The organism is Aeromonas sp. 600282, assembly GCF_049175755.1.
Taxonomy (GTDB): Bacteria; Pseudomonadota; Gammaproteobacteria; order Enterobacterales; family Aeromonadaceae; genus Aeromonas; species Aeromonas veronii_A.
The window spans coordinates 235,937-249,496 of sequence record NZ_JAAKVR010000001.1 but is presented as its reverse complement, the minus strand read 5'-3'; the positions used below and the strand labels follow the sequence as shown (position 1 = coordinate 249,496).

The window sequence follows — 13,560 nt, the reverse complement described above, 5'->3', positions numbered from 1 at the left end:
CCACTCGGGCCATTTTATTTTAGGGACAATGCCTTATGTACAAGAACTATAACGATATGACCGATTCTCCCAGCAATGCGCTGGTCCCCATCGTGGTCGAACAGACTGCCAAGGGTGAACGTTCCTACGATATTTACTCCCGTCTGCTGAAAGAGCGGGTGATCTTCCTGACTGGTCAGGTTGAAGATCACATGGCCAATCTGGTGGTTGCCCAGTTGCTGTTCCTCGAGTCCGAGAATCCGGACAAGGACATCTATATCTACATCAACTCGCCGGGTGGTTCGGTGACTGCGGGCATGTCCATCTATGACACCATGCAGTTCATCAAGCCGGATGTCAGCACTGTGTGCATGGGGCAGGCCTGCTCCATGGGGGCCTTCCTGCTGGCCGGTGGCGCCAAGGGCAAGCGTTTCTGCCTGCCTAACGCCCGCGTGATGATCCACCAGCCGCTGGGTGGCTTCCAGGGTCAGGCATCTGATATCCAGATCCACGCCCAAGAGATCCTGAAGATCAAAAATACCCTGAACGAGCGTTTGGCTTTCCATACCGGTCAGGACATGGCTACCATCGAGCGTGACACCGATCGTGACAACTTCATGTCCGCCGAGCAGGCCGTGGCCTATGGTCTGGTCGACGGTGTCCTGAGCCAGCGTAGCTGAGCAGGGTGTCCCGGTCTGTTGTAAACTCAACAGGCCGATCCATCCTCTATTGATAAAACGAGGTTGCTGAATGACAGAGAAACGCAAGGGTGAGGGTGATAAGCTGCTCTACTGCTCTTTTTGCGGCAAAAGCCAGCATGAAGTGCGCAAGCTGATCGCTGGCCCTTCCGTCTACATATGTGATGAGTGCGTCGAGCTGTGCAACGACATCATCCGCGAAGAGATCCGCGAGATCTCTCCCAAGCGCGATGGTAACGAGCTGCCGACCCCTCATCAGATCCGCGCTCATCTCGATGACTATGTGATCGGGCAGGAGTATGCCAAGAAGGTGTTGGCCGTTGCCGTCTACAACCACTACAAGCGTCTGCGCAACAGCGGCGAAAACAGTGGTGTGGAGCTCGGCAAATCCAACATCCTGCTGATTGGCCCGACCGGTAGCGGTAAAACCCTGCTGGCCGAGACTCTGGCTCGTCTGCTGGATGTGCCGTTCACCATGGCCGATGCGACCACCCTGACCGAAGCCGGTTATGTGGGCGAGGACGTGGAGAACATCATCCAGAAGCTGCTGCAAAAGTGCGACTACGACGTAGAGAAAGCCCAGCGTGGCATTGTCTATATCGACGAGATCGACAAGATCTCCCGCAAGTCGGACAACCCCTCCATCACCCGCGATGTCTCCGGGGAAGGGGTACAGCAGGCACTGCTCAAGCTGATCGAAGGGACCATCGCTTCCGTGCCGCCGCAAGGTGGTCGCAAGCATCCGCAGCAGGAGTTCTTGCAGGTTGATACCTCCAAGATCCTCTTCATCTGTGGCGGTGCCTTTGCCGGTCTGGACAAGGTGATCGAGCAGCGTTCAGTGAAGGGAACCGGTATCGGTTTTGGTGCCGAGGTTAAATCCAAGGATGCCAAGGCCACCCTGAGCGAGACCTTCGCCAAGGTAGAGCCGGAAGATCTGATCAAGTATGGTCTCATCCCCGAGTTCATCGGCCGTCTGCCGGTGGTCGCGACCCTGACCGAGCTGGACGAGTCTGCGCTTATCCAGATCCTGAAAGAGCCGAAAAACGCGCTGACCAAACAGTACGCGGCGTTGTTCGATCTGGAAGGTGTTGAGCTGGAGTTCCGTGACGACGCACTCAACGCCATTGCCCGCAAGGCGATGGAGCGTAAAACCGGTGCTCGTGGTCTGCGTTCCATTGTGGAAGCCGTTCTGCTGGATACCATGTATGACCTGCCTTCTCTGGAAGGGGTCAGCAAGGTGGTGATCGACGAGACAGTGATCAAAGGGGACTCCGCGCCCTTGATGATTTACGAAAATCCCGAAACCCAGGCTGCTGCATCAGAGTAAATGTCTGATTTTTAATCGAATGGAAGGGGCTTTTTGCCCCTTTCATGCTTTTTACGGTTTCGGCGATTGAATCTCATCTCTGCGCCCCCATATACTCAGCCAAGCGCTTTGCCAACGGTATAACAAGCCGAGAGGACATATATGAACCTAGAGCGTTCAGAACGCATCGAGATTCCCGTCCTGCCTCTTCGTGACGTGGTGGTTTATCCCCACATGGTCATTCCACTCTTTGTGGGGCGGGAAAAATCCATTCGCTGTCTGGAAGCGGCCATGGAGCAGGATAAGAAAGTTCTGCTGGTGGCCCAGAAGGATGCGTCAACCGATGAGCCGACTGTGGAGGAGATCTTCACCGTCGGGACAGTGGCCAATATTCTGCAGATGCTCAAGCTGCCGGACGGCACCGTCAAGGTGCTGGTAGAGGGTGGGCAGCGTGCCCGCCTGGAGCGGATGATCGACGACAAGGATTTCTTTGTCTGCGAGGCTCAGTACATCCCCTCCCAAGCTATTGAGGAGAAGGATCAGGAAGTGCTGGTTCGCTCCGCCATCGGCCAGTTTGAAGGCTATATCAAGCTCAACAAGAAGATCCCGCCCGAGGTACTGACCTCGATATCGGCGATCGACGATGCTGCGCGTCTGGCTGACACCATGGCGGCCCACATGCCGCTCAAGCTGGAAGACAAGCAGAAGGTGCTGGAGATCGTCTCGGTTTCCGAGCGCATCGAATTCCTGATGGCGATGATGGAGTCGGAAATTGACCTGCTGCAGGTCGAGAAGCGCATCCGTACTCGCGTCAAGAAGCAGATGGAAAAGAGCCAGCGCGAGTATTACCTCAACGAGCAGATGAAGGCCATCCAGAAAGAGCTGGGTGAGCTGGAAGATAGCCCGGATGAGTTTGAAGCCCTCAATCGCAAGATTGAAGAGGCTGGCATGCCGGAAGATGCCCGTGAAAAGGCCCAGGCCGAGCTTGCCAAGCTGAAGATGATGTCTCCCATGTCCGCCGAGGCTACCGTGGTTCGCAGCTATGTGGACTGGATGGTACAGGTGCCGTGGAAGGCGCGCTCCAAGGTCAAGAAAGACCTTGGCAAGGCGCAAGAGGTGCTGGATGCCGATCACTATGGCCTCGAGAAGGTCAAGGATCGCATCCTCGAATATCTGGCGGTACAGGCACGGGTGAACAAGCTCAAGGGCCCTATCCTCTGTCTGGTTGGGCCTCCCGGTGTGGGCAAGACCTCGCTGGGCCAATCCATCGCCAAGGCGACAGGCCGTAAATATGTGCGGATGGCCCTCGGTGGGGTGCGTGACGAAGCGGAGATCCGCGGTCACCGCCGTACCTATATCGGTTCCATGCCCGGCAAACTCATCCAGAAGATGGCGAAAGTCGGCGTGAAGAACCCGCTGTTCCTGCTCGACGAGATCGACAAGATGAGCTCGGACATGCGTGGCGATCCCGCATCCGCCTTGCTGGAAGTGCTGGATCCGGAACAGAACAACAGCTTCAACGATCACTATCTGGAAGTGGATTATGACCTGTCGGACGTCATGTTCGTGGCTACCTCCAACTCCATGAACATCCCGGGCCCCTTGCTGGACCGGATGGAAGTGATCCGCCTCTCCGGTTACACCGAAGATGAGAAGCTCAACATTGCCAAGCAGCATCTGGTTGCCAAGCAGATCCAGCGCAACGGCCTGAAAGAGTCCGAGATCACCATCGAAGATTCTGCCCTGGTCGGAGTGATCCGCTACTACACCCGCGAGGCGGGGGTGCGGAGTCTGGAGCGCGAGATCTCCAAGATTTGTCGCAAGGCGGTCAAGCGCATCCTGCTGGACAAGAGCATCAAGCATGTTCAGGTCAATCAGGCCAACCTCAAGGAGTTCCTCGGGGTGCAGCGTTTCGATTACGGCAAGGCGACCGACCAGAATCAGATTGGTCAGGTATGTGGTCTGGCGTGGACCGAGGTGGGGGGCGATCTGCTCACCATCGAGACCACCAACATGCCGGGCAAAGGCAAGCTCACTTATACCGGTTCTCTCGGTGAAGTGATGCAGGAGTCCATTCAGGCGGCCATGACGGTGGTGCGTACCCGTGCCGAGAAGTTGCGGATCAATGCCGACTTCTACGAGAAGCGCGATATCCACGTGCACGTACCGGAAGGGGCAACCCCGAAAGATGGTCCGAGCGCCGGTATCGCCATGTGTACTGCCCTGGTCTCCAGCTTGACCGGTAATCCGGTTCGTGCTGATGTGGCGATGACAGGGGAGATCACCTTGCGCGGCGAAGTGCTGCCCATCGGCGGTCTCAAGGAGAAGTTGCTGGCAGCCCACCGTGGCGGCATCAAGCGAGTGCTTATTCCGAAAGAGAACGAGCGTGACCTTGAGGAGATCCCGGCAAACGTCAAACAAGACCTTGAAATTTATCCGGTTCGCTGGATTGACGAGGTGCTGGAATTGGCGTTGCAGGACAATCCACAGGGGTTTGAGCGCGTTTCTGTCGTGTAAATGTTGATGCGCCGCAAATTTGGCGCATTCGGCGGGTGGTTAAGGCTTGCATGCGCCCGATAACGGAAGTAGCCTTGACCACCGATCGGGTACTCGTGATGAGTCGCAATGCGTTGTGTGGCGCGGGTTTGCGCCAGATTGTCACTTGCAACTGATCAGGAGGCTTGCTATAAAACCTCCACTTGTTGTGGCCAGGGAAATCAGCGCCGCAGCGGTGTTTGATAAAAGGGGAATATAAGAGTGAATAAATCTCAACTGATTGACAAGATTGCAGACGGTGCCGATATCTCCAAAGCTGCCGCTGGCCGTGCGTTGGATGCCTTCATTGATGCTGTTGGTGAAGCGCTGAAAGAGGGTGACCAGGTTGCTCTGGTTGGTTTCGGTACTTTCGCTGTACGCGAGCGTGCTGCCCGTTCAGGCCGTAACCCGCAGACTGGCGCGACCATCGAAATCGCTGCTGGTAAAGTTCCTGCCTTCAAAGCCGGTAAGGCCCTGAAAGACGCTGTTAACTAAGTCGGTCGCTGATATCCGTCGGCTACCGTCCTTGGTCGCAGACCAGACAAGTTAGAGAGTCTTCTCTCATACTGATTGACCAAGGCGCATCGCAATCGGTGCGCCTTTTTATTGTTTACGCCCATCGAGTTCGGGAGCATAAGTACAAACATGATGTTGGATAAACTACGCGAAGGGGCGCAGGGCAAGGTAGCCAAGGTTATCTTGGGCCTGATCATCCTCTCCTTTGCCTTGGCTGGTGTAGGTAGTTACCTGAACGGCCCGGCCCGTACCGCCCCCGCCACCGTCAATGGCACCGAGATCAGTGCTGCGGCACTGGAAAATGCCTACCGTAACGAGCGCGCCCGCATGGAATCCCAGATGGGAGAGGCATTCAGCCAGCTGGCCGCGAACCCCGATTACATGAAACAGTTCCGCCGTGGCGTGCTGGATCGGCTGATCGATCAGGCGCTGCTGGACAGCAAGGCTCGCGAGCTGGGTCTGCGCGTCAGCGATGAGCAGATCAAGCAAGCCATCGTAGCGATGCCGGAGTTTGCCGAGAACGGCAAGTTCAACAATGACCGTTACCTGCAACTGATCCGTCGTGCCGGCATGACTCCCGAAATGTTCCGTGACTCCCTGCGTCAGGACATGGTGCGTCAACAGTTGATGAGCGCCCTGCTGGGCACCGAATTCTCCCTCAAGGGTGAAGCGGAGCAGCTCGACAAGCTCTACAACCAGACTCGCGATCTGCGTCTGGTGCGTCTGGCTGCCGCCAACTACATGGCTGACGTTCAGGTATCCGACAACGAGCTTGAGCAGTACTACAAGACCAATGGCGCCCGTTTCATGAACGACGAGCAGGTCAAGGTCGACTATCTGCTGCTGGACGCCGCCAACCTCGCCAAAGATATCAAGGTCACCGAGCAGGATGCCCAGGATTACTACGATCAGCACCAGGATCTGTTCCAGCGTGCCGAGCGTCGCCACGTGGCTCACATCCTGATCCCGTTTGGCAAGGACGAGAAAGCGGCCGAGCAGAAAGCAGAAGCCGTTTTGGCCAAAGCCAAGGCGGGTGATGATTTCGCTGCGCTGGCCAAGGCTGACTCTTCCGATACCTTCTCTGCCAAAAAAGGCGGTGAGCTGGACTGGTTCGAGAAAGGGGTGATGGATCCGGCCTTCGAGAAAGCCGCGTTCGCCCTGAACAAGGCTGGCGATCTCTCCGGCGTGGTGAAGAGCCCGTTCGGTTTCCACATCATCAAGCTGCTGGGGGTTGAAGCAGCCCAGACCAAGCCGTTTGCCGATGTGAAAGAAGAGACCATCACTCGTCTGCAAGCTGACAAGGCCAAGGAGAAATTCTTCGCCGAGCAGCAGAAGATGGCTGACAACAGCTTCGAAAACCCGGACTCGCTGGATCTGACCGCTGATGCCATGGGGATGAAGGTTCAATCTTCCGATTTCTTCACCCAGGCGACTGCTCCGGCTCCGCTGAACGATCCCAAGGTGCTTTCCGTAGCGTTCTCCGAACAGCTGCGCGATGACAACACCAACTCCGACGTGATCGAGCTGGCTGACGGCAAGGCGCTGGTGCTGCACATCACTGGTCACAAGCCCAAAGCGGTCAAGCCGCTGGCCGAGGTGAAAGAGCAGGTGATTGCCGCCATCAAGCATGACAAGGCTAGCGAAGTGGCCCGTGGCAAGGCCCAGGGCCTGCTGGACAAGCTGAAGGTAGGTGAGAGCATCACCGCCGATCTGACTGCACTCGGTCTGAAAGTGGAGACCCACAAAGGGGTTGCCCGCTTCGATCGCGAGCTGGATCAGAACCTGATTGCCCAGGCGTTCACGCTGCCCCATCCGATCGACGGCAAGCCGAGCGTGGCTCTGGTTGCCGAGACCAATGGTGACCGCGTTGTGGTTGCGCTGGACAAGGTCAACGTCCCTGCCGCCGCATCCGGTATGGCCGCCATGCTGCAAGCTCAGCTGGGTCAGGGCAAAGCCCAGGTGGATTACAAATCTCTGATCGACGAGTTGCGTAAAGCGGCCAAGATCGAGTACTTCACCAGCGTGGAAGCGACCGTCGAGTAATCGTCAGTTCAATTCAGTGAAAACGGCTCCTTGATGGAGCCGTTTTTTTATCTGTGGGCAAGAGGGGGGATATTCAAGCTCTGCTCTCTGCTCTCTGCTCTCTGCTCTCTGCTCTGTGGCGTGTAGTCACACCACTGCTATACGCCATCTCAGTCGTCTAAATACGGGATATAAAAAAACCGGCACATGAGTGCCGGTTTTGCATTGCGCACTTGCGGGGTTATACCACGCCCTGGGTGCGCAGGTAATCCTCGTAGGTGCCGCCGAAGTCGCGGATGCCATCTTCAGTCAGCTCCAGGATGCGGGTCGCCAGGGAGGAGACGAACTCGCGATCGTGGGAGACGAAGATCAGGGTCCCCTGGTAGAGCTCCAGTGCCATGTTCAAGGATTCGATGGATTCCATGTCCAGGTGGTTGGTCGGCTCATCCATGATCAGGATGTTGGGGCGTTGCATCATCAGCTTGCCGAACAGCATGCGGCCCTGTTCACCACCGGAGAGCACCTTGACCGGCTTCTTGATGTCGTCCTGGGAGAAAAGTAGACGGCCCAGTACGGAGCGTACAGCCTGCTCGTCTTCGTTCTCCTGTTTCCACTGGGCCATCCAGTCGAACACGTTGAGATCAGTGTCGAAATCTTCGGCGTGATCCTGAGCGTAGTAACCGATCTGGGCGTTCTCGGACCACTTGATGGTGCCGGTATCCGGTGCCAGTGCGCCGACAAGGGTCTTGATCAGAGTGGATTTACCGATACCGTTGGTACCCAGAATGGCGACCTTCTCGCCCACTTCCATCATCATGTTGAGGCCCTTGAACAGGGGACCGTCGCCATAACCCTTGGAGACACCTTCCACTTCCAGGATGTTGCGATAGAGCTTTTTGTCCTGCTCGAAGCGGATGAAGGGGTTCTGGCGGCTGGAGACCTTGACGTCCTCAATCTTGATCTTGTCGATCTGCTTGAGACGGGAGGTCGCCTGACGGGACTTGGAGGCGTTGGCGCTGAAACGGGAGACGAAGGATTGCAGATCGGCGATCTGGGCCTTCTTCTTGGCGTTGTCAGCCAGCAGGCGCTCGCGCGCCTGGGTGGCGGCCAGCATGTAGTCGTCGTAGTTGCCCGGGTAAACGCGCAGCTCGCCGTAGTCCAGATCCGCCATGTGGGTACAGACAGAGTTCAGGAAGTGACGGTCGTGAGAGATGATGATCATGGTGCTTTCACGTTCGTTGAGCACCTGCTCCAGCCAGCGAATGGTGTTGATATCCAGGTTGTTGGTCGGTTCGTCCAGCAGCAGGATATCGGGGTTGGAGAACAGCGCCTGTGCCAGCAGCACCCGCAGTTTCCAGCCCGGCGCCACTTCGCTCATCGGGCCGTTGTGCTGCTCGAGCGGAATGCCGACACCCAGCAGCAGCTCGCCTGCGCGCGCTTCGGCGGTGTAGCCGTCATACTCGGCAACCAGACCTTCCAGCTCGGCGGCCTTCATATAGTCTTCATCGGTGGCTTCGAGGTTGGCGTAGATGGCATCGCGCTCGGCGATAGCCGCCCACAGCTCGGTGTGACCCATCATGACCACATCCAGTACGCGCATATCTTCGTAGGCGAACTGATCCTGACGCAGCTTACCGATGCGCTCGTTGACGTCCAGGCTCACATTACCGCCAGTGGGCTCCAGATCACCACCGAGGATCTTCATAAAGGTGGACTTGCCACAGCCGTTGGCGCCGATAAGGCCATAGCGGTTGCCGCCGCCAAACTTGACGTTGATGTTCTCAAACAGCGGCTTGGCGCCGAACTGCATGGTGATGTTGTTGCTACTTAACAAGGTATGTGTCCCGATTGGTCTGTCAAATGGCGCGCATTATGGCACAGATCCCTCGAAAGTTTTAGCGAGAAGTGTGATCTTGATCGGGGCAAGCGGGGCGTGCAGCCGATTGATGGGCAATAAAAAAAGCCGGCATGAAGCCGGCTTTTGCGTGATGGTTGCCTGTTAGTGGGAAGTGGCGCCAGAGGCACCCAGCCCGGTTTGGGAGCGAACGAACTGCGGCAGGAACTTGGCATGTTCGTCGGCGGCGTTCTGGGAGCTGTCGGTGATTGAGAAGAACCAGATCCCGACAAAGGCCAACCCCATGGAGAAGAGGGCAGGGTATTCGTAGGGGAAGATGGCCTGGGCATGGCCCAACACTTTCACCCACACGGTCGGACCCAGGATCATCAGGGTCACTGCGCTCGCCAATCCCAGCCAGCCACCGTAGACGGCGCCACGGGTGGTCAGGCGTGACCAGAACATGGAGAGGAACAGCACCGGGAAGTTGCAGCTGGCGGCGATGGAGAAGGCCAGACCGACCATGAAGGCGATGTTCTGCTTCTCGAACAGGATCCCCAGACCAATGGCAACCACACCCAGCACCAGAGTCGTCATCTTGGAGACGCGCAGTTCATCGGTCTCGTTGGCCTTGCCCTTCTTCAACACGCTGGCATAGAGGTCATGGGAGACCGCAGAGGCACCGGCCAGGGTCAATCCGGCGACTACCGCCAGAATGGTGGCAAATGCCACGGCAGAGATGAAGCCGAGGAACAGACTTCCACCCACTGCATCAGCCAGGTGGACGGCTGCCATGTTGGTGCCGCCCAGCAGGGCGCCGGTGGCATCCTTGAAGGCCGGATTGGTGCTTACCAGCAGGATGGCGCCAAAACCGATGATGAAGGTGAGAATGTAGAAGTAACCGATAAAGCCTGTGGCGTAGAACACCGATTTACGCGCCTCTTTGGCATCGCTCACAGTGAAGAAGCGCATCAGGATGTGGGGCAGGCCGGCGGTACCGAACATCAATGCCAGACCGAGCGAGATGGCGGAGATGGGGTCGGAGACCAGCCCGCCCGGGCTCATGATGGCGGAGCCTTTCTCGTGCACTTTGACCGCTTCGCTAAACAGGGCGCCGATGTCGAAGTTGACTGACTTCATCACCATGATGGCCATGAAGCTGGCACCGGAGAGCAGCATCACTGCCTTGATGATCTGAACCCAGGTGGTAGCCAGCATGCCGCCAAACAGCACGTAGAGCACCATCAGGATACCGACCAGCACCACGGCCACATGGTATTGCAGGCCAAACAGCAGCTCGATCAGTTTGCCGGCACCGACCATCTGGGCGATCAGGTAGAGGGCGACCACCACCAGCGAACCGCAGGCGGAGAGGGTGCGCACTTCAGTCTGTTTGAGACGATAGGAGGCGACATCGGCGAAGGTGTATTTGCCGAGATTGCGCAGCCGTTCGGCGATCAGGAACAGAATGATGGGCCAGCCCACCAGAAAGCCGATGGAGTAGATAAGGCCGTCATAGCCGGAGGTGTAGACCAGCGCGGAGATCCCGAGGAAGGAGGCGGCGGACATATAGTCACCGGCGATGGCCAGACCGTTCTGGAAGCCGGTGATACGGCCACCGGCAGCATAGTAGTCGGAAGCCGAGCGGTTGCGCTTGGAGGCCCAGTAGGTGATGAACAGGGTAGCGGCCACAAAGACCACGAACATCACGATGGCCGACACATTGAGGGGTTGGCGTTGTACTTCGCCGGTCAGCGCATCCGCTGCCAGCAGGGGGGAGGAGGCCAGTGAGGTCAACAGCAGCAACTTGCCTTTCATGATTGCACCCCTTTGAGGATCTTCTGGTTCAGTTCATCAAACTCGCCGTTGGCGCGAAAGACATAGACGCCGGTCAACACGAAGGAGGAGAGGATCAATCCTACCCCGACAGGAATGCCGCGAGTAATGGTCGACCCTTCGCTCAAGGGGGTGCCGAGCCAACCGGGGGCAAAGGCGATGAGCAGAATAAATGCCAGGTAGAGTCCCAGCATCAGAGCCGAGAGGGCCCAGGCAAAACGCTGGCGCTTGGCGACCAGCTCCTGGAAGTTGGGATCTTGCTGGATCCTCAGATAGCTTTGCTGTTCCATTGCAGTTCTCCATGACATGAGTGTCAGCGGTGGATGGGGTAACCCCGACGAGCAGGCAATCTGCTCATGTAAGCAAAATGTGAATTAAATGTTATTTCTCGACAATTAGACTTTGGGATAAGCCAGTGGCGAGCCGCAGGTCAGGCGCAGGTAGATAAGCGCGGCCGTGGTGGCATCGGCAAGGGCATCGTGGGCGGGCAGGGCGGGCAGCGCCAAGTGACGGCAGATGGCACTCAAGTGGAGGTCAATCGCAGCATCGGGGTAGCGGCGATAGAGGTGGTCGTGATAGAGCTGGCTTACCTCGATCCCTCGCTGGGGCAGGGTCAATCCCCACAATTTCTGGCAGGCAAGATTGAGAATGCGCAGGTCGTAGGCGATGTGATAGCCCACCAGTTCGCGCGGGCCGATATAGTCGAGTAGCAGGCGCAGCGCGGCTTCCAGCTCCATCCCCTGTTGCAGATCCTGATGGCGCAGACCGTGGATCACCACAGATTGGCTGGTCAGGCTGGCCGGTGGCTGTACTTTGATGGCGAGGGCCTCACCGGTCAGCAGCCGGTTGCCCTGAATGCGCACCGCCCCGATGGAGACGATCTCGGCCTGCTCGGGATCGAGACTGGTGGTCTCGAAATCGAGGGCGACCTGTTCATCTTTCGGTGGGGTGGCAAAGAGCGGCGCGAACTCGCCCGTTCGGAACGCACGGCCATACCAGTAGCGTCGAGCGCGGCTCAACATGACTATTGTCTCAGACGAAAGTGCAAGGTGAGCCACTGCTGGAATTTCTTCACCTGATGCAGCGCCTGACGCAACAGATCCCGCTCGCTGTGGCTAAGCTCGCTTGTCTGCACCCGACTATTGCCCCCCTTTAGCTGGCTGCGCAGCCTCAGCCGAATAAAGAGCCGGAACGCCTCCGCCAGATTGCTGCCATAGTCGGCACTGAGCCGCTCGGCGGTCACAAGCGCGTCGATGCGCCCCAGGGTCGAGGTTTCCAGTATGCCCTCCTCAAGGGCCAGCATGCGGATACCGTGTACCAGTGGAAACAGGCCGCCTCGCTTCAGATCCAGCCCTTCAGGTGGCTGCTCCAGCCTGCCAAACAGGGTGAGGGGGGCATGAAAGGCCACCGCCGGTCGCACCATCTCCGCCAGCAGATCCCGCCTGTCCGCCAACTGCTCGCGCAGCGCTCTGGCAACCGGCAGATGGAGCTGACGGTCCCCCGCGATGGGGTGAGCATCGGCCAGGGTGGCGAGCCAGAGCAGCTCATCCTCTTTTGCCGTGGTGCAGGCGCTGGCAATGGCGCTTTGCCACTCGCTGCCCATTTTCACCCAGGCCGGATTGTTCACCATCACCTGCCCGGGGCACAGCGGGTAGCCGAGTCGTTCCAGCAGGGCGCTGAATTCGGCCAGATCGGCTGCCTGGGTGGGCCATGTCAGCCCCTCTGGCAGGATCAGGGCGTTGTCCTGATCGGTTTTGAGGATCTGCTCGCCGCGCCCCTCCGAGCCCAGCATCAGCAGGCAAACCTTATCCTGCACCTCGGGGGGGATCACCAACGCAAAGGCTTTGGCGATCAGCTGCTCGTTGATGGTGGCGATGAGCTTCATCAAAAAGGCGGTGTGGATCCCTTGGGCAAACAGTGAGCGGGTCAATTGCTGCTGTTCGCGGGCCACCGCCTCCAGCGCGGGCAGGCTGTCGGCACGTGCGATACGCAACGTCAACACGTGGGAGTGGGTCGAGAAGAGCCCCAGCACCTGGGTCAGTTGCAGGATCCCCGCCACTTCGTTGCCGCGCCATACCACCAGTCGCTTGATGCGATGGCGGGTCATCAGCAGCAGGGCATCAAACAGATAGCTCTCCAGCGGCAGACCAATCAGGGGCGTGGGAGTCAGCACCGAGAGGGGGGCCGTCAGCGGCAATCCCTTGAGGGTCAGGGCGTGGAGCAAGGTCTTGCGGGTTGCCAGCGTGAGGGAGCCGTCGTGGGCCGGGTAGAGCAGGCAATCGGTTCCCTTGCTCACCATGGCTTCGGTCGCCGCCAGCAGTGACAGCTTGCTGTCGACGATAAGCGGTGCCTGCAGGTGGCCGGGTTCGATGCGGGTCAGGATAAATTCCGCCAGATTCTTCTGACCCAGCTGTTCGCGCTGCTCTTGCTGGCGCTGACGCTCGGCCAGATTGGCGGTGAAGTAGCTGGCAAACTGCGGATCCTGCTCACAGAGCGACAGAAAGGTGTGGCGAGGAATGAGCTGACAGAGGCTATCTTCCAGCGCGGTGAAGCGGTGGCGGCAGCGGCCATCAAACTGGGCGCGCACATCGAACAGGTCATCGACCCCGTAATCACCAAACTGGTGGTGAGGAGCAGACTCTTCCACGGCTCCCTTGATGATGAGATAGAGGCCGGGAGGCTCGTCCCCCTCCTTGAGCAGCAGATCCCCGGCCCGAAAATAGCAGAGCGAGAGGTGACGGGAGAGCCGCTCGCGCGCCTCCTCGTCCAGTCGGTCGAACGGTGGTCTGGCAAAATTGAACAGGGTTGACATGACAGCGTCCTCTGCTGGCTTG

General features: G+C 58.2%; 10 protein-coding genes. 5 read left to right on the top strand and 5 right to left on the bottom strand.

The genetic code is table 11. The annotated features are described in order from the left end of the window. The first annotated feature begins 35 nt into the window (after positions 1 to 35). From clpP to ppiD, 5 genes are all read left to right on the top strand, one after another. The gene (clpP, locus tag G5137_RS01125) at positions 36 to 659 is read left to right on the top strand and encodes an ATP-dependent Clp endopeptidase proteolytic subunit ClpP (protein ID WP_005336979.1); all 624 of its coding nucleotides are present in this window, start codon (positions 36 to 38) and stop codon (positions 657 to 659) included. Between the two features lie 70 nt (positions 660 to 729). After that, positions 730 to 2,004 (top strand): ATP-dependent protease ATP-binding subunit ClpX, encoded by a 1,275-nt coding sequence (gene clpX, locus G5137_RS01120; RefSeq protein WP_005336977.1) that lies wholly within the window; start codon positions 730 to 732, stop codon positions 2,002 to 2,004. Between the two features lie 141 nt (positions 2,005 to 2,145). Beyond that, on the top strand, positions 2,146 to 4,500 hold the full coding sequence (gene lon, locus G5137_RS01115; protein WP_421254780.1) for an endopeptidase La: 2,355 nt from the start codon (positions 2,146 to 2,148) through the stop codon (positions 4,498 to 4,500). A 240-nt stretch (positions 4,501 to 4,740) separates the two neighbouring features. Then, on the top strand, positions 4,741 to 5,013 hold the full coding sequence (gene hupB, locus G5137_RS01110) for a nucleoid-associated protein HU-beta (protein ID WP_005315375.1): 273 nt from the start codon (positions 4,741 to 4,743) through the stop codon (positions 5,011 to 5,013). 150 nt (positions 5,014 to 5,163) lie between these two features. Next, the gene (gene ppiD / locus G5137_RS01105; RefSeq protein ID WP_201981452.1) at positions 5,164 to 7,077 is read left to right on the top strand and encodes a peptidylprolyl isomerase; all 1,914 of its coding nucleotides are present in this window, start codon (positions 5,164 to 5,166) and stop codon (positions 7,075 to 7,077) included. Positions 7,078 to 7,297: 220 nt separating this feature from the next. Here ppiD and G5137_RS01100 read toward each other — a convergent pair whose 3' ends face one another. From G5137_RS01100 to G5137_RS01080, 5 genes are all read right to left on the bottom strand, one after another. After that, positions 7,298 to 8,890 (bottom strand): ABC-F family ATPase, encoded by a 1,593-nt coding sequence (locus tag G5137_RS01100; RefSeq protein WP_421254779.1) that lies wholly within the window; start codon positions 8,888 to 8,890, stop codon positions 7,298 to 7,300. 165 nt (positions 8,891 to 9,055) lie between these two features. Beyond that, entirely contained in the window at positions 9,056 to 10,708 is a 1,653-nt protein-coding gene (locus G5137_RS01095; RefSeq protein WP_216963106.1) for a cation acetate symporter, read from the bottom strand. Further along, positions 10,705 to 11,016 carry a DUF485 domain-containing protein gene (locus tag G5137_RS01090; protein WP_040068110.1) on the bottom strand — a complete coding sequence of 104 codons (312 nt, stop codon included), beginning with the start codon at positions 11,014 to 11,016 and terminating at the stop codon, positions 10,705 to 10,707. Before G5137_RS01090 ends, G5137_RS01095 begins: the two co-directional genes overlap by 4 nt. 105 nt (positions 11,017 to 11,121) lie before the next feature. Continuing rightward, positions 11,122 to 11,748 (bottom strand): 3'-5' exonuclease, encoded by a 627-nt coding sequence (locus G5137_RS01085; RefSeq protein ID WP_421254778.1) that lies wholly within the window; start codon positions 11,746 to 11,748, stop codon positions 11,122 to 11,124. A 2-nt stretch (positions 11,749 to 11,750) separates the two neighbouring features. Next, positions 11,751 to 13,538, bottom strand: coding sequence for a putative nucleotidyltransferase substrate binding domain-containing protein (locus tag G5137_RS01080; RefSeq protein ID WP_421254777.1), 1,788 nt, complete (start codon positions 13,536 to 13,538; stop codon positions 11,751 to 11,753). Positions 13,539 to 13,560: the final 22 nt, after the last annotated feature.

Excerpts from the sequence above, each read along its gene's own strand:
- clpP (WP_005336979.1), top strand. The coding sequence starts at position 36 with ATGTACAAGAACTATAACGATATGACCGATTCTCCCAGCAATGCGCTG.
- G5137_RS01095 (WP_216963106.1), bottom strand. The coding sequence starts at position 10,708 with ATGAAAGGCAAGTTGCTGCTGTTGACCTCACTGGCCTCCTCCCCCCTG.
- G5137_RS01090 (WP_040068110.1), bottom strand. The coding sequence starts at position 11,016 with ATGGAACAGCAAAGCTATCTGAGGATCCAGCAAGATCCCAACTTCCAG.
- G5137_RS01085 (WP_421254778.1), bottom strand. The coding sequence starts at position 11,748 with ATGTTGAGCCGCGCTCGACGCTACTGGTATGGCCGTGCGTTCCGAACG.
- ppiD (WP_201981452.1), top strand. The coding sequence starts at position 5,164 with ATGATGTTGGATAAACTACGCGAAGGGGCGCAGGGCAAGGTAGCCAAG.
- clpX (WP_005336977.1), top strand. The coding sequence starts at position 730 with ATGACAGAGAAACGCAAGGGTGAGGGTGATAAGCTGCTCTACTGCTCT.
- lon (WP_421254780.1), top strand. The coding sequence starts at position 2,146 with ATGAACCTAGAGCGTTCAGAACGCATCGAGATTCCCGTCCTGCCTCTT.
- G5137_RS01080 (WP_421254777.1), bottom strand. The coding sequence starts at position 13,538 with ATGTCAACCCTGTTCAATTTTGCCAGACCACCGTTCGACCGACTGGAC.